Source organism: Burkholderia sp. L-4 (genome assembly GCF_056856535.1).
Genome location: NZ_JBXEOX010000003.1, coordinates 630,911 through 646,574 on the forward strand (window position 1 = coordinate 630,911; position 15,664 = coordinate 646,574).

Genomic DNA, 15,664 nt, shown 5'->3' on the forward strand with positions numbered 1-15,664 from the left:
CAGCCTCGCGCGGTGGATTCGTCAGGCAAGCCGTCACGCGGCATCGCGACGCCGCAGGTCGGCCGGCGGAATCTTCATCGCCTGGCGATACTTCGTCACCGTGCGACGCGCAAGAAGAATGCCGCGCCCCGCGAGGTACGCCGCGAGCGCGACGTCGGACAGCGGATCGGTGCGCCGCTCTGCCGCGATCATGTCGCGGATCAGCACCTTCGCCGCCGATGCCGAACACACGCCGCGGCCGGCCGCCTCGAGCTTGCGCGGGAAGAAATGCTTGAATTCGAACGTGCCGTGCGGCGTGGCCATGTACTTGTTGCCCGTCGCCCGCGACACGGTCGATTCGTGCAGGTCGAGTTCCTCGGCGATGTCGCGCAGCACGAGCGGCTTCATCGCGATCTCGCCGTAGCGGAAGAAATCGCGCTGCCGCGCGACGATGCATTCGCCGACGCGCTGGATCGTGTCGAAGCGCTTCTGCACGTTGCGGATCAGCCAGCGCGCTTCCTGCAGCTGCTGGCCGAGCGGCGAATCGCGCTCGCCGCTCGACTGCGCGAACAGCGTCGCGTAGCGCTCGTGCAGGCGCGCGCGCGGGAGCACGGCCGGGTTGATCGTCACGATCCACTCGTCGCGCACCTGGCGCACGATCACGTCGGGCACCACGTAGTCGCCGCGCGTGCTGCCGTAGTGATTGCCGGGGCGCGGGTCGAGCCCGCGCACCAGTGCGCATGCCGCGTGCAGCGTCTCCTGATTGCAGCCCAGGCGCCGCTGGATTTCGGCCGTCTCGCGGCGGGCGAGCCGCTCGAGATGCTCGCGCGCGATCGCTTTTGCTTCCGCCAGGGCCGGCGTGCCGGCCGGAATCGCATCGAGCTGCAGCACGAGGCATTCGGACAGCGAACGCGCGGCAATCCCCGGGCGGTCGAGCATCTGCACGAGCCGCAGCGCGATCGCGAGATCCTGTTCGGACAACAGCAGCGCGGGATCGGCCGCGGCCAGCAGCTCGGCCAGCTCCTGGCGCAGGTAACCGTCGTCGTCGAGCGCGTCGATCACCATGCGCGCGGCTTCACGGTCGCGCCTGTTCAACGGATAGAGCCGCAGCGCATCGTGGAGTTGCTGATGCAGCGACGGTTCGGCGGCGATCCATTCGCCGGGCGACAGGCCGCCCCCGTCGTCGCCCTGACGATTGGTGCCGCGCGGCGCGGGCGCGGCCGTAAAGGGCACCTCGCCGTCCGGCGGGCGCCCTTCGTCGGGTTCGGGCGCCGGGTCGGGCGCGGCCGTTTCGGCCGGCTGCGCCGCCGTATCGGCGGCAGGTTCGTCGTCGCCCTGTCCGTCTTCGAGAAACGGATTCATGTCGAGCGCCTGCCGCAGTTCCTGTTGAAATTCGAGCGAGGACAACTGCAGCAGCCGCAGCGACTGCTGAAGCCTCGGCGTAAGTGCGAGATGCTGTCGCATCTGCAGCGCAAGCGAGACGGGCATCGAAAGCCTCCTGACGGTTCGGTTCGTGTTCAATCGTGTCCAGGATTCATGCAGCTTTCGTGCCAATCCGGCAAAGCGCGTGGCGCCGCGGCTCTCGCGGGTTCCTACCCCGGGTCGCCGCCGCTCGGGGCCGCTTTTTTACAAGCCGGCGGCAAGTTTGGGGCACGCATTTCGCTCATGCCGCCCCCTGCCTCAGGTCATGCGTCGCCGGTTCAGTACTGCATCGGCGGCGGCGTGCCCGGCAACGGCTGGTCGCCCTGCGCGCCGTTCGGCCCCGGCGGCGGCACGTCGGCCGGTTCACCGCCGGCCGCGCCTTGCGGCATCATGTTGCCCGGCGACGGACGCGTGTCGTAGCGCGTATTCGCGTCCGGCATCGTCGTGGTCGACTGCGCGCCGCGGCCGTCCGGCGGCGCGGGCGGCGCCGCATGGGCGCCGTACGGACCGTTTGTCGGCTGCGTGCAGGCGCCCAGCGCGCACACGGCGGCGAACGCACAGGCGCCCGCGCGGATCGTCTGGATCGTGTTCATCGAAAACCTCCCTCGGATCGGCGGCTCAAAGCCGGTTGAAATGGAAATCGCCCGCATAGGCGGTCGGTGCGCGGCGCGCCATCATCGCGTCGAATTCGGCCGCGACCCGCATGAGCGTGCCGCGCTGCCGCTCGATGCCGGCCTGTTCGAGCGCCGCGAATGCGTGCGTGTCGAACGTCACGGTCAACGATGCCGGATGGCCGTCGACCCGGAAGCCGATATGCAACGCGCCCGCCGGCTGTTCCTCGACATGGAACGGCAGCGCGCGCGCCTCGAAATGGCGGCCGAGCGTCTCGGCGATCTCGCGCAGCATGCCGGGTTTCACGCGGAGGCTCATCGCGGTGCCTCCCGACGGGTTCGTCGCACCCTGCTCACCGCCCAAGCACGCACCGGCGGCTCGCGCGACGGCGGGTCGCGTTCCGGCGGCGCGGTCCCGGGCGGGTCGCCCGCGGGCTGACGGTGCGGTTCCGGCATGTCGGGCGGCAGGTCGTCCGGACCGGGCGGTTCGGGGTCGGGCTCGATGTCGGGAATCGGCGGCTCGGGTCGCTGCAGCCACTGCACGGGATCGTGTTTCATCGGCATTCCATCGTTGCGGGTTCGGACCGTACTGCGGATAGCGGCCGCATTCGGGTACAGCGGTCGCGCAATGCGCATGCCGTCGCGCGCGGACCGGCATGAACGCGCATGCGAGCGGCTCTCCCCGGCACGCCGTGCCTTCGCTACACCGTCCACTGCAAAACTTGCAAGCGCCACGCTACGCGTCATACGCGGCCATCACGAGCCACAGCTCGCGGCCGTCGTCCGTCACGCGTGCCGCGAGCGCATACGGGTCCGACGGCTCGCACGCGCGCTGCAGCGCGAAGCGCGCGGGCTCGGTCGCGCCGAACGTCTCGTCGCCGAGCGGCCGCACGTCGGCCTTGCCTTCGAACATCCTGCGCTCGGGCCGGTAGATCAGCGGTTCATGCTTCCATTCGTTGAAATGGTGCTTCACCGAATCGAATGCGCCGCCGCATACGTTGACCTCGTAGCGCACGCCAGGTCGTCGTTTCGGAATCGTCATCGTGCCTCCCGCTGGACACGCGCACGGCAGGCACCGGTTGCGCCGCGCATCGTCGTCGTGTCGTGTTCGTCGTCGCCGTTCACGCGGCAAGTCGCGTGCCTCGCGCGCGCCGGGAACGTCCGTTGCGGGAAGATCCGCGTCATCGTCACCGATACGGAGCCTCGCGATGAAGGATTCGACCCGGTCCGGCCACGACGCGCCGGCCCACGAGCGGCACGACGACCCGTCGCCGCCGCTGAAACACCAGGACCGCACGCACACTCGCCACTCGGAACGCCATATCGACAAACAGCTCGAGGACACCTTTCCGGCGAGCGACCCGCCGGCGACCGGCGGCGTCACGCGTATCGAACCCGACACGCCGCCCGGCACGCACGACGACGCGCCGCGGCAGGACAAGCGCGAACGCGGCGACACGTGAGCGGCCGCGCGCGCCGTGCGGCACGCGGCTTGCTGGTTCGGATGACCAACACACCGTACCCACCCGCAAGGAGGACTTCATGCATCGCGTCAACGAAATCATGTCGCAGGACGTCGTGCGCATCGCGCCGACCGATTCGATCCGTCATGCCGCGCAACTGATGGAGCGCTACGACATCGGCGCGCTGCCCGTATGCGACAACAACCGGCTGATCGGGATGGTGACGGACCGCGATCTGGCGGTGCGCGCGATCTCGGCCGGCAAGCCGCCGGAGACACGAATCCACGAGGTCGCGTCCGGCCCGATCGAATGGTGCTTCGACGACGATTCGCTGGAGGAGATCCAGCACTACATGGCCGACGCGCAACTGCGCCGCCTGCCCGTCGTCGATCACGACAAGCGGCTGGTCGGCATGCTGTCGCTCGCGGACATCGCGACGCGCTCCGCGAGCCCCGAGCGCGACGACGTCGCGAACACACTCGAAAGCGTGTCGCAACCGAAGCAGACGTGACGGCGCGATCCTCGCCCGTCCCGACAACCCGCGCGACCCGCAGGGCCCGCCCCGGGCACGGTCGCGCCCCACGCAGCCTGGAGGAAACCATGCAGACTTCCGATCAAGGTCAGACCCGCATCATCGGCAAGGGCGCCGCGACCGCGGCCGGCCCCGGCCCCGACGTGATGGCGGCCGATACGCTGGAAGGCAACAAGGTCTATACGACCGACGGCGACGACGTCGGCAAGATCAAGGACATCATGCTCGACGTGCGCTCGGGCCGGATCGCCTACGCGGTGCTGTCGAGCGGCGGCATCCTCGGCATCGGCGACAAGCTGCACGCGATTCCGTGGAGCGCGCTCACGCTCGACACCGAGCGCAAGTGCTTCCTGCTGTCGGTATCGTCCGAGCGGATCCGCAACGCGCCGGGGTTCGACAAGGACCACTGGCCGGCGATGGCCGACCCGCAATGGGCCGAGCCGCTGCACGAGTTCTACGGCAGCGCGCCGTACTGGAGCGCCGGCGACGAACTCGGGCTGACCGACCCGACCGAGGAACTGGACGATCCGCGCACGCGCGGCCGTCACTGATCGCAACGATGCGGCGCCGGTTCGCCGGCGTATCCGCTTGCGACACGCCCCGCCCCGCGCGGGGCGTTTTCGTGCGGGCCGCGGCCGCGCCGGACGCACGCGTGAACGCGCGGCAGCCTCGGCCGACGTCCTCGACCCATGTGATGCCGAACCCGTCGAGCGCCGTCTGGAGCCCTGTCCGGCTGCATGCGGCAGGCGATCCGGCCGCCTTTTTACAAGCGCCGTGTAACGTCCTCGTCGGGGCTCGCAGCGCCACCGCCAGCGCCGCTCGCCGATTCCAGATAGCCCAGCAACCGGTGCGGCGTCAGCGGTTTCGCGCAATGCGCGTCGAAACCCGCAGCCTTCGCCTCCTCGCAATCGCGTCGCGACGCGAACCCGCTGCACGCGACGAGCAGCATGTCGGCCGTGCGCGGATCGGCGCGCAGCCGCGTCGCGAGCTGCAGCCCGTCGAGGCCCGGCATCGCGATGTCGAGCAGCACCGCGAACGGTTGCCAGTCGCGTGCGACGTCGCACACGGCGAACGGATCGTCGGCGATGCGGCATTCGAAGCCGCGCGCCTCGAGCAGCAGACTCAACGCGTCGGCCGCGTCGCGATAGTCGTCGACGACCAGCACGCGGCGCGGGCGGCGCGGCACGCTGTCGGGCGCGCGCCACAGCAGCACGTCGGCGGCGGCCGGATCGTCGCCGGGATCGGGTTGCATCGCGTTTCTCCTGTCGTTGGACCGGACGGCCCCGCAAGCCGCGCACCCGTCACGACCGCACGCGGCATGCCGGTTGCTGCGTCGTTCGCATCGTCGACACGGGAGTCCTTGATGCGAGCGATGCGGCTTTCTCCGTCCGGTCTGCACCCCGTGCGCGGGCGACAGGCCGAGCGCCAGACCGTTCCCCCCGATGGCGGCGCGATCCGGCGTCGACCCGCGCGGGGCGCGCCGCATGACCCGCCAGCCGCCGGGCCGCTCAACACCGTCGTCCGCCGAAGACGACGTGCCGCCGACGCTCGACGCGTGCCGCCGCTGCACGCTGTGGGAACACGCGACGCAGCCGGTGCCCGGCGCGGGACCGCGCGACGCGTCGATCATGCTGGTCGGCGAGCAGCCGGGCGACCAGGAAGACCGCGCGGGCCTGCCGTTCGTCGGCGCGGCCGGCCGCCTGCTCGACCGCGCGCTCGACGAAGCCGGGATTGAACGCACGCATGTGTACCTGACCAACGCGGTCAAGCACTTCAAATGGGAACCGCGCGGCAAGCGGCGGCTGCACAAGACGCCCGCGCAGCGGGAGGTGGCCGCATGCCGCTACTGGCTCGAGCGCGAGCTCGATGCGGTGCGCCCGCGGGTGGTCGTCGCGCTCGGCGCCACGGCGCTGCGCGCGGTGCTGCAGGACCACGACGCGACGCTCGAGCGCACGCGCGCGCCGGTGCGTACCACCGGCGGCCAGCTCGTCGTCGCGACCTATCATCCGTCGTACGTGCTGCGCACGCGCGGCGCCGATTCGCGCGAGCACGCGTACCGGACGCTCGTCGACGCGCTGCGCACCGCATCGGACCTCGCGCGCGACGCACGCCGCGGCGGCACGCGCGGCGCGCACGGCAACGCCGGATGAGTGCGCCGGACCCAGGCGCAGGGCCGGCGGCCGTGACCTCGCCCGCCGCCGCCACGGCGAAACCCTGGTACCAGCGGCTCGGCCCAGGACTGCTCGCGGGCGCATCCGACGCCGATCCGAGCAACGTCGCGGTCTACGCGCAGGCCGGCAGCCAGTTCGGTTTCAACATGCTTTGGATGATCGTCGTCACGCTGCCGATGATGGTCGCCGTGCAGCTCGCGGCGGCCTTCGTCGGACGCCGCAACCGCGAAGGCCTCGTCGCCGGCATTCGCACGCACTTCTCCGACCGTCTCGCGAAGGCGCTGATCGTGATGGTCGCGGTGGTCAACGTCGTGAACGTCGGCGCCGATCTCGCGGCGATGGGCGACGCGACGGCGCTCGTCGCCGGCGGCCGCGGCTACTGGTATGCGCCGCTCTACGGAATCGCCTCGCTCGCGCTGCAGGTGATGCTGTCGTACGAACGCTATGCGCGCTGGCTGAAATGGATGACGCTCGGGCTGATCGCGTACGTGCTCGAACTCGGCTTCGTTCATGTCGACTGGCGCGGCGTGCTGCATGCGCTCGTGCTGCCGCAGATCGCGTTCACGCATGCGTATGCGACGACCGCGGTCGCCGTGCTCGGCACGACGCTGAGCCCGTACCTGTTCGTGTGGCAGGCCGCGCTCGAAGTCGAGGAAACCGCGGCCGAACAGCGCGACGAGGGGACCGGCACGCAGGCCGATACGCAGGCCGGCACCGAGGGGCGCGTCACGCTCGACACATGGACGGGCATGATCGTCACCAATGCGGTGTCGTTCTGCATCATGGTGATCGGTGCGGCCGTGTTCTTCGCGCACGGCCGGCACGATATCGGCACCACCGCGCAAGCGGCCGAGGCGCTGCGGCCGATCGCCGGCGAAGCCGCGTTCGTCGTGTTCGCGTTCGGCATCGTCGGCTGCGGGCTGCTCGCGATTCCGGCGTTCGCCGGCAGCGCCGCGTATGGCTGCGCGGAAGCCTGGCGGTTTCGCGAAGGGCTGAACGAACCAGTGCGGCGCGCGCCCGCGTTCTACGCGGTACTGGCGCTATGTGTGATCGTCGGCATCGCGATTTGCGTCGGCCCGATCGATCCGATCCGGGCGCTGTACTGGAGCGCCGTGCTCAACGGCGTCGCGGCGGTGCCGATGCTCGTGCTCGTGATGCTGCTCGCAAGGCAGCGCGACGCTGCCGGGCAGCCCGGGAGCGGTCCGGCAGCGCAAGCGTTCGGCTGGCTCGCGGTCGCGTTGATGGCCGCGGCCGTGGCCACGATGATCGTCGACCTGCTCACCTGAGCGTCACGAGACGGTTGCGTCGGCAACCGGGCAGCCGCGCGAACGGCTGCCCGGTCCGCATCGCGCGTCACATCATCTTGCCGCGCGAGCGTTCGGCGCGCGCCGCCTCGGCCGCCGATTCGACCTTCTTCACTTCCTCCGGCGGCGGCAGCACGGCCTTGAAGCCCATCGACTCGATCCACATCTCGCGCGCCCAGCCGCGCGTGTGATACAGGTGGTGATCCTCGTCGGCCTCGACCTCGTCGTGCGCGTCCTTCAGCGTCTTCGCCGCATCGCCCGACAACTGGTCGGCCGCGTAGCCGATCAGCTCCCAGTTCAGGTGGTCCTTGGTTTCGGCGAGCACCACGCATTCCGCCGCGACGACCTGCGCGACGGCCGGATCGGCGTGCTTCTGCGCCTGCTCGATCACGTGGACCAGCGACTGGCCGGTGGCCGCGACCGCGCTGCGTCCGGGCGACTGCGCGTCGAGGTCCATGCCGAACGTCTCGAACACCTTGCGCAGCACCTCCTGGTGATGCAGCGTCTCGCGATGGTACTTCTCCCACTCCTTGTGCAGATCGTCGTCGGTCGCGCACTGCAGCGCGGCCTCGTAGATCTTCGCGCCGCCAAGCTCGGTTTCGTAGGCCTGACAGAGTAATTCGCGGATGCCTTCGTGTTTCGGTTGCCGATGGGCCATGACTCTCTCTCCGGAAAAAACGGGCCGCGCATGCGGCCCGGGGTTGAACGGGCACGCGTTATCGCGCGCCCACCTTGCGTTCGAGCGCCTGCGCCATGCTCAGGTGATGCCGGAGCGTCGGCAGCGTGGCGCTCGCGAATTCGCGCAACTGCGGATCCCTGCCGTCGCGCGCCTCGCTTTCGAACAAGGCGACCGCCTTGCGGTGCGCGTCGGGGCCGACCGCCGCGACATACGCGACGTCGAAGTCTCGGCCGTTCTTGCCGCGCAGCGCCTCGACGTCGGGGTCCGAAATCTGTTCGACCTGCGGCTTCATGCCCTTGCGCGCGGCAAGCTCGGTGAGCCTTGCATTCGCCTTGCCGTGATCGCTCACCATCCGCTTCGCGAATGCGCGCACGTCCGGCGACTGCGCCTGCTTCAGGGCGAGCTGGCTCGCCTGCACCTCGGCCTTGCCGGCGAGCGCGGCCTTGTCGATGAATTCCGCGTCGCCGCCTTGCGGCGCCTTCGCGATCCGCGCATCGCCCGCGCCCGACGACGGATTGATCACGCCGCCCGGCACGTGCGAATTCGATGCGGGCGGCTCGCTCGGCGCCTGCGCGCGGGCGAGCCCCGACACGGCGAGCGCGCCTGCGGCGAGCATCGCGATCGTCCAGTCCGGATGTCTCATCTGCTTTCTCCTAGTGCTTGCGTGGAAGCCGCCGGCGGCCGTCAGCCACCGACGATCGAGCCGCCGTTCGGGTGCAGCGTCTGCCCCGTCATGTAGCTCGCGCCGTCCGACGCGAGCAGTACGTAGCACTCGATCAGTTCGTCCGGCTGCCCCGGCCGCTTGAGCGGCACGTTCGAGCCGAACTTCGCGACCTGGTCGGCGGTGAAGGTTGACGGGATCAGCGGCGTCCAGATCGGCCCCGGCGCAACTGCGTTGACGCGGATGTCGCGTTCGGCCAGCTCGATCGCCAGCGAACGCGTGAACGCGACGATCGCGCCCTTGGTCGCCGAGTAATCGGGCAGCCTCGGGCTGCCGTGATAGGCCGTCACCGACGCCGTATTGACGATCCGCCCGCCATGCTGCATATGCGGCAGCGCGGCCTGCGTGCAGAAGAACATGCCGTACACGTTCGTGCGGAAGGTGCGTTCGAGCTGTTCCTCGGTCACGTCCTCGATGCCCGGTTGCGGATGCTGCTCGCCCGCGTTGTTGACGAGCACGTCGAGCCGACCGAGCCGCTCGACCGTGCGCGCCACCGCGTCGCGTGCCTGCCGGCGCTCGCCGACGTCGCACGCGATCGCCTCGCAACGCCGGCCGGCCTGCTCGACCAGCCGCTTCGTGTGCGCCGCATCGTCGGACTCCTTCAGATAAACGATCGCGACATCCGCGCCTTCCTTCGCGAAACCAACCGCGACCGCGCGGCCGATCCCGCTGTCGCCGCCCGTCACGAGCGCGACCTTACCGGCCAGCTTGCCGCTGCCGATGTAATCGGCCGCGTCGTCGCGCGGCTGCGGATGCATGTCGCGCTCGGTGCCCGGTTGATGGCGTTGCTGCTGGGGCGGGGGCGTCTGTGCGGTAGTCATCGGTTCCTCCTTGAACGGGTGCCGTTCCTGTTGCGCAAGCGGCATGCCGCGCGCGACCCGCAGGCGCACGGCGCTGCTGCCGCGTTTTCCCGGTCGGCGTTGCAAGCGCATGCAGGAAAGCGCGTACTCAGCGCGGGCCGCCCGACGCGGGTTCGTCCGGCCGGCGCACCGGGTCGAAATCGCGCCATTCACCGTCCTGCCAGTCGCCTTCGACGCGCTCGATCGAATGCGCGCCGGTCGCGCGCAGCACGTCTTCGGCCGTGCTCGCCGTGTCGGGCGTCACGCGTGCGGCGAGAATCACGCCCGTTTCGCTCCGCGCGAGCGTGCCCTTGCCTTCGGCCGGCTCGCCGCGCATCCGGCCGAGCGCACCGCCGAACGCGCCGAGATACGCGCCGGCCAGCGCGCCGGCCGCGGGCACGAACCAGTAGCGCACGCCGACCGCGTAGACGACCAGCCCCGCGACGGCGCCGATCAGCAACCCGCGCATCGCACCGATCATCGCGCCGCGGCCGCCCGGCTTCGCCGCCGTATCGGCATACACGTCGCCGCCGATCGGAAAGCGCGCATGCTGGCCGCCCGGATTCAGAAAGAAGATCGATACGTCGTCCGGGCCGAACGCGCGCTCGTAAAGGTGGCGCGCCCCACCTTCCGCTTCATCGAACGTCGTGAAGCGGCCTGCGACGATCATCGCCATGCTCGTCCTCCTCGTGACGGGTCAGGCGCCGCGCGCGGCAACCCGCGCGGCGCGACGCGGCGGCACTTACATCAGCCGCCCGAGTTCCTTCGATACCGATGCCGGCGTCGCGTACTCGCGATCGGGAATCCGGCGCAGCATGTCGAGCACACCGGCGTCCGCGTGCGAACGTTCCGCGCACTGGACGACTTCCGCCTTGCTCGCGGGATAGTCCATGCCCTTCAGCGCCTTCTGCACGTCGACCGGGCTCGGCGCCTTGCCGTGCCCAGTCTGGTGGCCGCCCTTGTCGTGGTCCTGCTGCACGCGCTCGCCTTCGTGCGCGCGCGAATGGCTGTATTCGTGGCCCGTGTGTTGTCGGGATGTCATGTCGAACTCCTTTGCAAATGAATGAAATCACGTGGATGTCCGGCGCGAACGCGCCAGCGCGGCGAACACGAGCGCCGCCGCGCCCAGCGCGACCGCGCCGGCCACCTTCGGCCGCTGCACCACCGCGTTGTACGCGCAGCCGCGCAGCACCGGGCCGTCCATCCCTTCGCGCTCGTGCAGCGCGTGGCGCGACTCGTACAGCGCGTTGTCGTCGCGCGGCCGTGCCGGCCGCACCGTGCGCTGGCCGCGCGAGAACAGCGTGGCCGCCACGCGATCGAACAGGCGCGGCGCGTGATACGCGCTCGCCGACGTGAATTTCGCGGCACCGCCGACGAACAGCGTGCGGCGCGGGTGCGCGGCCGCGAACAGGATCGCGTCGGCGACGAGATCGGGGTCGTAGATCGGCGGCGGCAGCTTCGCCTCGACGTTCATGTAGTTCTTCGCGTGCATCACGAACATCGTGTCGATCGCGGCCGGCTTGATCAGCGTGATCGACACCGGCAGACGGTCCGACTCCATCTCGAGCCGCAGCGAATCGGTGAAACCCTTCACCGCATGCTTCGATGCGACGTACGCGCTCTGCAGCGGCACCGGCGCGTCGGATGCCTCGCTGCCCATGTTGATGATCGCGCCGCCGTGGAAATCGCGCTTGCGCCGGAAATGATCGGCCGCGACGAGCGAGCCGTGCACGACGCCCCAGTAGTTGGTGTCGAACAGCCGCCGCTGGTCCTCGAGCGGCACCGCGGCCGCCGTGCCGAAGATCGACACGCCCGCGTTGTTGACCCACGTGTCGAAGCCGCCGTAGGTGTCGGCCGCTTGCGCGGCCGCGCGCTGCAGATCCTCGACGTTGCCGACGTCGCCGGCGACCGGCACCGCCAGGCCGCCGTGCTGGCGGATTTCCTCGCACAGCGTGTTCAACGCGTCCTCGTTGCGCGCGAACAGCACGAGCTTCGCGCCGCGCCGTGCCGCCTTGCGCGCGGTGACGAGGCCGATGCCGCTCGTCGCGCCGGTGATCACGATCGTCTGTTCGCCGATCGGTTTGAGCATGCAGTTCATCACTGGACTCCCTGGGCGCGGCGCCCGTTACTTGGGCCGGATGGTCAATTGATCGCGCACGCCCTGCACGCCGTCGACCTGCTTCACGACGCTCACGGCCTGCGTGCGTTGCTGCTCGTCCGGCACGCTGCCGGTGAGCGTCACCGTGCCGTGCCGCGTCTTCACGTGGATGTCGCCGGCCGACAGGCCGCTCGTGCCGACGAGTTCGGCTTTCGCCTTGGTCGTGATCGTCGCGTCGCGAATCTTCGTGCCCGTGCTCGAATGCGACGACGAGGCGGCGGTGCCGTCGCCTGCCGCGCTCGCGTTCGGCGCGATCACAGCGCAGCCCGTGGCTGCGACGATGGCGACCGCCATGCCGGCACGCATCGCGCGCCGACGACGGTCTCGAGGAGAGCGGGCTTGCAGCGGGAATGACTTCATCGTGACCTCCTTTCGTCAGGCCGACCTCGCCGGCGGATGCGTATCCGTCGCGCAAGTCGCGTGCCGTCGCGCAGGCGACACGTGCACGCGGCAAACCGCGATCGGACGTCCTTTCATCCAACGCGTTGTAATTTTTTCGGCATACCGGGAAGCGACTTTTCCGGCAACGCGCCGGGCATGCCGTTTGCCGAACGAGCGGCAACGCTGGCCCGTCTGCGCGGCCTCGATACCGGGAGCAATGCCGCGCAAAGAATCACGTCGATCAGTGAACCTGCATCGCTGATGGGGGTGATCGGTGTGTCGACGTGGGCGGACAGAACATCTATGTCGCGAAGCAACTGGCCGAGCGCGGGCTCGACGTCGACATCGACACCCGTTGCGACGATCCGCACCTACCGGAAGTCGTGCCGATCGGCACGCGCGTGCGCAGGACCTACGGGCGGCCGAGGCCGCCGGCCGACGTGCTGAAGGAACCGCTGTTGCCGTACACGGTTGCGTGCATGGACGCCATGATCGCGCGCGTGCGGCGCGAGCCCGACCGGGTCGACGCGATGCACACGAACTTCTTCATGTCGGGTGACGCCGCGCTGCGCGTGAAGTGGCGGCTCGGCATGCCGTTCGTCACATGCGCTGGGCGGCGGGCGGCGCCTGCGCCAGGGCGCGGCCGACGGATTCCCGGACGCACGCTTCGCGATCGAGCACACGTTCGCTCGACGCTCCGACCACCTGATTGCCGAATGTCCGCAGAACGCGCTCGACCTGATCGCGCACTATCGCGCCGACAAGACGCACATCGAGATGCGTGCCGCGCGGTTTCGATCTTCAGGGATTCCGGCGGGTGCCGCGCATGGATGCGGCGCCGCTGGCGAATGGACCCGCGCGCACGGCACGGTATTTCATCCGGCGCCTGCGCGCGCCGGTTCATACGCGGAACCGGCCGGCACACGCGACGTCGCGCCTCCGCGGCCGGCGCGTCAGCCGTCCCGCTTCGTCACGTTCGCGATCTTGTGCGCCAGTTCGCGCACGTCGACCGGCTTGCACAGATAGCCGTCGAACCCTGCTTCCAGCGCGCGGCGCTCGTCGGCGAGCCCCGCATGCGCGGTGACGGCGAGCACGCACATGTCGGGTTGACCGCCGTTACCGTTCACCGACCCGCGCCGCAGCGCGTCGAGCAGCCAGAAGCCGTCGCCGTCGGGCATCGCGAGATCGGACAGCACGACGGTCGGCCGCATGTCGGCGACCACCGCGAGCGCTTCGCGGCCCGACGACGCGATCGCGACGGCCGCGCCGAAGGTGGTCAGCGCGGCCGTGAGGCTCGCGCGCGTCGTCGCATCGTCGTCGACGATCAGGATACGCTGCGCATCGAGCGCGAGCGGCGTGCGGAGACTGCTGCCCGCCGGCGCGACGCCCCACGCCATCGCGCCGGCCGGCTGCCAGCCGGCCGGCAGCGTCACCGTGAAGGTCGTACCGCGATTGCGGCCCGCGCTCGCGACGGTCACGCGGCCGCCGTGCAGTTCGGCGATATGCCGCACGATCGACAGGCCGAGACCAAGCCCGCGCCGCGACGACGCGGGCGAATCGTCCGCGCGACGGAACATGTCGAATACGTACGGGACGAACTCCGGCGTGACGCCCTGCCCGGTATCGACCACGGTCAATACCGCACGCGTGTTGTCGCGCGCGAGCCGGACCGTCACGCTGCCGCCGCTTGGCGTGAATTTCAGCGCATTCGAAATGAGGTTCGACAGCATCTGCCGCAGGCGCTCGGCATCGCCCGACACGATGCACGACGCGGCGTCGCAATCGAATTCGAGCACGATGCCGGCCGACGACGCGGCCGTCTGGAACGTGCCGACCGAATCGGAGAATAGCCGCACGAGGTCGACCGGCGTCGTGTCGAGCCGCAGCTTGCCGGTCGCGAGCGACGACGCATCGAGAATGTCGCCGACCATCCGCGTGAGCGAGCGCGCGCTGCGGTCGATCGCGTCGACCGCCTGATGCTGCAGCGCGTGGTCGGCGGAATTGCGCAGCACCTCGATCCAGCCGTAGATCACGTTCAGCGGCGTGCGCAGTTCATGCGATACCGTCGCCAGCAGTTCGTCCTTCAGCCGGTTCGACATGGCCGCCTGGTCGCGCGCATCGCGCGCGCCCTGCAGCGAGCGCTGCGCGCGGAGGTCGCGACGGCGCTGCGCGCCGGTTTCGCGCAGCGTCAGCGACAGCGCGACGCATTCGCGCGCGTCGCCGCGTACCGGGCACGCCGACACGGTCGCGCGAAAACGCCGGCCGTCGCGCCGCACGCACAGCAGCTCGAGCGGCCCGACCGGTTCGCGCATCGCGTCGAACGAATCGGCCAGCGGATTGAGCCGCAGCCAGCGCATCGCGATCAGCGTGTCGAACATGCGACCGCGCGCGTCCGCCTCGTCATAACCGAAGATCCGCTGCGCGGCCGGATTCCAGCTGGCAATGCGCCCGCTCGCGTCGATGCCGACGATCGCGTCCGGCGACGCGTCGACGACCGCATGCTGCAACCGCGACGCGTCGGCGCGCGCGCGGTCCGCACCGGCATCGCGCAGCAGCAGCACCGCGCCGTCGACGTTGCCGTCCGCATCGCCGAGCGGCGACGCCACCTCGACGATCGGTACCGGGTCGCCTGCGCCGCCCGGCTGCAGCCAGTGCCGGTCGGACACGGCATCCGCCCCCCCGAGCGCGCGATCGAGGGGCGTCGTCTGCACGCGACGCCCCTCGTGATCGACGATCCGCAGCACGTCGCGCACGGGCCGACCCGTCGCGTCGTCCGGCCGGCAGCCGGCAAGTTCGGCCGCCGCCGCGTTGATGTAGGTCAACCGCCCTTTCGTATCGGTCGCGACCACGCCGTGCGGCAGCGCGCGCAGCACGGCTTCGAGCTGCCGGCGCGCGGCGGCCTCGCGCCGGCGCACGCGATCGTTCGTGACCCGCGTGTGTCGCAACATCGACGCGATCGCACACACCAGCGCACCGACGAGCATGAAGGTACCGAGCTGCACGAGCCGCTCGGGCAGCGGCGCAGGATAGGCGGCCGGATCGGACAGGAACAGCGTCCACACGAGCAACCCGCTCACGACGGTCGACACGACGCCGAACAGGAACGACGTCGCCCACGCGGCGCCGGCGAGCAGCGGGTAGTACAGGACGAACGGCAGGTTCACGCCGCCGAAACGGATCGCGAGCGCCTGCAGCACGGTCGCGATCGCGACCAGCATCACCGCCGTTGCGTAGTTTCCGGCCGGCGGCCGGACCAGGTCGATCATCGGGCACGCTCCTCGGGGGAAGACCGGCGGCAAGCAGGCGCGGCGCGTGTTGGCCGGCCGCACTGTTCGAGACTCATATGCGCGCCGATCTCCTGGAATCCGAAACATACTGGCGGTTCGCTTGTGACGTCACGTGCG

Annotated in this window: 19 protein-coding genes and 1 pseudogene; 6 read left to right on the forward strand and 14 right to left on the reverse strand. The window is 70.1% G+C overall.

The genetic code is table 11. From position 1 onward, the window contains the following. Positions 1-33: 33 nt before the first annotated feature. From rpoN to AC1VVG_RS33345, 5 genes are all read right to left on the reverse strand, one after another. A complete protein-coding gene (rpoN, locus tag AC1VVG_RS33325; RefSeq protein WP_482837538.1) occupies positions 34-1,467 on the reverse strand; it encodes an RNA polymerase factor sigma-54 in 1,434 nt (477 codons plus the stop codon). A gap of 212 nt (positions 1,468-1,679) precedes the next feature. Next, on the reverse strand, positions 1,680-1,994 hold the full coding sequence (locus AC1VVG_RS33330; RefSeq protein ID WP_034189983.1) for a hypothetical protein: 315 nt from the start codon (positions 1,992-1,994) through the stop codon (positions 1,680-1,682). A 25-nt stretch (positions 1,995-2,019) separates the two neighbouring features. Then, the gene (locus AC1VVG_RS33335; RefSeq protein ID WP_226229543.1) at positions 2,020-2,331 is read right to left on the reverse strand and encodes a hypothetical protein; all 312 of its coding nucleotides are present in this window, start codon (positions 2,329-2,331) and stop codon (positions 2,020-2,022) included. Next, positions 2,328-2,570, reverse strand: coding sequence for a hypothetical protein (locus tag AC1VVG_RS33340; RefSeq protein WP_425340602.1), 243 nt, complete (start codon positions 2,568-2,570; stop codon positions 2,328-2,330). The genes AC1VVG_RS33335 and AC1VVG_RS33340 overlap by 4 nt, the downstream gene beginning before the upstream one ends. Positions 2,571-2,748: 178 nt before the next feature. Continuing rightward, a complete protein-coding gene (locus tag AC1VVG_RS33345) occupies positions 2,749-3,054 on the reverse strand; it encodes a hypothetical protein (RefSeq protein ID WP_034189982.1) in 306 nt (101 codons plus the stop codon). A gap of 166 nt (positions 3,055-3,220) precedes the next feature. Between AC1VVG_RS33345 and AC1VVG_RS33350 the strand changes: the two genes are divergently transcribed. From AC1VVG_RS33350 to AC1VVG_RS33360, 3 genes are all read left to right on the forward strand, one after another. Next, a complete protein-coding gene (locus AC1VVG_RS33350) occupies positions 3,221-3,475 on the forward strand; it encodes a hypothetical protein (protein ID WP_034189981.1) in 255 nt (84 codons plus the stop codon). Between the two features lie 79 nt (positions 3,476-3,554). Beyond that, positions 3,555-3,986, forward strand: coding sequence for a CBS domain-containing protein (locus AC1VVG_RS33355; protein ID WP_034189980.1), 432 nt, complete (start codon positions 3,555-3,557; stop codon positions 3,984-3,986). An 89-nt stretch (positions 3,987-4,075) separates the two neighbouring features. Beyond that, entirely contained in the window at positions 4,076-4,558 is a 483-nt protein-coding gene (locus tag AC1VVG_RS33360; protein WP_034189979.1) for a PRC-barrel domain-containing protein, read from the forward strand. A gap of 212 nt (positions 4,559-4,770) precedes the next feature. Here the strand turns inward: AC1VVG_RS33360 and AC1VVG_RS33365 are convergent, their stop codons facing one another. Continuing rightward, on the reverse strand, positions 4,771-5,259 hold the full coding sequence (locus tag AC1VVG_RS33365; RefSeq protein ID WP_034189978.1) for a response regulator: 489 nt from the start codon (positions 5,257-5,259) through the stop codon (positions 4,771-4,773). A 232-nt stretch (positions 5,260-5,491) separates the two neighbouring features. On the opposite strand from AC1VVG_RS33365, the gene AC1VVG_RS33370 reads away from it, so the two are divergent. After that, entirely contained in the window at positions 5,492-6,157 is a 666-nt protein-coding gene (locus tag AC1VVG_RS33370; protein WP_482837539.1) for a UdgX family uracil-DNA binding protein, read from the forward strand. After that, positions 6,154-7,464, forward strand: coding sequence for an NRAMP family divalent metal transporter (locus AC1VVG_RS33375; protein WP_482837540.1), 1,311 nt, complete (start codon positions 6,154-6,156; stop codon positions 7,462-7,464). Before AC1VVG_RS33370 ends, AC1VVG_RS33375 begins: the two co-directional genes overlap by 4 nt. A gap of 67 nt (positions 7,465-7,531) precedes the next feature. On the opposite strand, the gene AC1VVG_RS33380 is transcribed toward AC1VVG_RS33375, so the two are convergent. The 7 genes from AC1VVG_RS33380 to AC1VVG_RS33410 all read right to left on the reverse strand — a co-directional run bounded on the left by AC1VVG_RS33380 (position 7,532) and on the right by AC1VVG_RS33410 (position 12,239). Next, complete coding sequence (locus AC1VVG_RS33380; protein ID WP_034189977.1) at positions 7,532-8,140, reverse strand: DUF892 family protein; 609 nt, start codon at positions 8,138-8,140, stop codon at positions 7,532-7,534. Between the two features lie 58 nt (positions 8,141-8,198). Next, positions 8,199-8,804, reverse strand: a complete 606-nt coding sequence (locus tag AC1VVG_RS33385) for a DUF4142 domain-containing protein (protein ID WP_124669544.1) — start codon at positions 8,802-8,804, stop codon at positions 8,199-8,201. A 41-nt stretch (positions 8,805-8,845) separates the two neighbouring features. Further along, complete coding sequence (locus tag AC1VVG_RS33390; RefSeq protein WP_482837541.1) at positions 8,846-9,703, reverse strand: SDR family oxidoreductase; 858 nt, start codon at positions 9,701-9,703, stop codon at positions 8,846-8,848. Positions 9,704-9,830: 127 nt separating this feature from the next. After that, positions 9,831-10,397 (reverse strand): hypothetical protein, encoded by a 567-nt coding sequence (locus AC1VVG_RS33395; RefSeq protein ID WP_473375687.1) that lies wholly within the window; start codon positions 10,395-10,397, stop codon positions 9,831-9,833. Between the two features lie 66 nt (positions 10,398-10,463). Next, positions 10,464-10,763 (reverse strand): DUF2795 domain-containing protein, encoded by a 300-nt coding sequence (locus tag AC1VVG_RS33400; RefSeq protein WP_049035074.1) that lies wholly within the window; start codon positions 10,761-10,763, stop codon positions 10,464-10,466. A gap of 27 nt (positions 10,764-10,790) precedes the next feature. Then, positions 10,791-11,819, reverse strand: a complete 1,029-nt coding sequence (locus AC1VVG_RS33405) for an SDR family oxidoreductase (protein WP_473375686.1) — start codon at positions 11,817-11,819, stop codon at positions 10,791-10,793. Between the two features lie 27 nt (positions 11,820-11,846). Next, positions 11,847-12,239: a BON domain-containing protein gene (locus AC1VVG_RS33410; RefSeq protein ID WP_343727763.1), complete on the reverse strand. Its 393-nt coding sequence runs from the start codon at positions 12,237-12,239 to the stop codon at positions 11,847-11,849. Positions 12,240-12,521: 282 nt separating this feature from the next. On the opposite strand from AC1VVG_RS33410, the pseudogene AC1VVG_RS33415 reads away from it, so the two are divergent. Beyond that, positions 12,522-13,095 (forward strand): annotated as a pseudogene (locus AC1VVG_RS33415) (glycosyltransferase); the annotation flags it as partial. Between the two features lie 118 nt (positions 13,096-13,213). On the opposite strand, the gene AC1VVG_RS33420 reads toward AC1VVG_RS33415, so the two are convergent. Then, the gene (locus tag AC1VVG_RS33420; protein ID WP_473375684.1) at positions 13,214-15,526 is read right to left on the reverse strand and encodes a hybrid sensor histidine kinase/response regulator; all 2,313 of its coding nucleotides are present in this window, start codon (positions 15,524-15,526) and stop codon (positions 13,214-13,216) included. Positions 15,527-15,664: the final 138 nt, after the last annotated feature.

Coding starts and splice junctions, on each gene's coding strand:
- AC1VVG_RS33405 (WP_473375686.1), bottom strand. CDS start 11,819: ATGAACTGCATGCTCAAACCGATCGGCGAACAGACGATCGTGATCACC.
- AC1VVG_RS33395 (WP_473375687.1), bottom strand. CDS start 10,397: ATGGCGATGATCGTCGCAGGCCGCTTCACGACGTTCGATGAAGCGGAA.
- AC1VVG_RS33335 (WP_226229543.1), bottom strand. CDS start 2,331: ATGAGCCTCCGCGTGAAACCCGGCATGCTGCGCGAGATCGCCGAGACG.
- AC1VVG_RS33410 (WP_343727763.1), bottom strand. CDS start 12,239: ATGAAGTCATTCCCGCTGCAAGCCCGCTCTCCTCGAGACCGTCGTCGG.
- AC1VVG_RS33340 (WP_425340602.1), bottom strand. CDS start 2,570: ATGAAACACGATCCCGTGCAGTGGCTGCAGCGACCCGAGCCGCCGATT.
- AC1VVG_RS33370 (WP_482837539.1), top strand. CDS start 5,492: ATGACCCGCCAGCCGCCGGGCCGCTCAACACCGTCGTCCGCCGAAGAC.
- AC1VVG_RS33355 (WP_034189980.1), top strand. CDS start 3,555: ATGCATCGCGTCAACGAAATCATGTCGCAGGACGTCGTGCGCATCGCG.
- rpoN (WP_482837538.1), bottom strand. CDS start 1,467: ATGCCCGTCTCGCTTGCGCTGCAGATGCGACAGCATCTCGCACTTACG.
- AC1VVG_RS33420 (WP_473375684.1), bottom strand. CDS start 15,526: ATGATCGACCTGGTCCGGCCGCCGGCCGGAAACTACGCAACGGCGGTG.
- AC1VVG_RS33350 (WP_034189981.1), top strand. CDS start 3,221: ATGAAGGATTCGACCCGGTCCGGCCACGACGCGCCGGCCCACGAGCGG.
- AC1VVG_RS33375 (WP_482837540.1), top strand. CDS start 6,154: ATGAGTGCGCCGGACCCAGGCGCAGGGCCGGCGGCCGTGACCTCGCCC.
- AC1VVG_RS33345 (WP_034189982.1), bottom strand. CDS start 3,054: ATGACGATTCCGAAACGACGACCTGGCGTGCGCTACGAGGTCAACGTA.
- AC1VVG_RS33390 (WP_482837541.1), bottom strand. CDS start 9,703: ATGACTACCGCACAGACGCCCCCGCCCCAGCAGCAACGCCATCAACCG.
- AC1VVG_RS33360 (WP_034189979.1), top strand. CDS start 4,076: ATGCAGACTTCCGATCAAGGTCAGACCCGCATCATCGGCAAGGGCGCC.
- AC1VVG_RS33400 (WP_049035074.1), bottom strand. CDS start 10,763: ATGACATCCCGACAACACACGGGCCACGAATACAGCCATTCGCGCGCG.
- AC1VVG_RS33385 (WP_124669544.1), bottom strand. CDS start 8,804: ATGAGACATCCGGACTGGACGATCGCGATGCTCGCCGCAGGCGCGCTC.
- AC1VVG_RS33380 (WP_034189977.1), bottom strand. CDS start 8,140: ATGGCCCATCGGCAACCGAAACACGAAGGCATCCGCGAATTACTCTGT.
- AC1VVG_RS33365 (WP_034189978.1), bottom strand. CDS start 5,259: ATGCAACCCGATCCCGGCGACGATCCGGCCGCCGCCGACGTGCTGCTG.
- AC1VVG_RS33330 (WP_034189983.1), bottom strand. CDS start 1,994: ATGAACACGATCCAGACGATCCGCGCGGGCGCCTGTGCGTTCGCCGCC.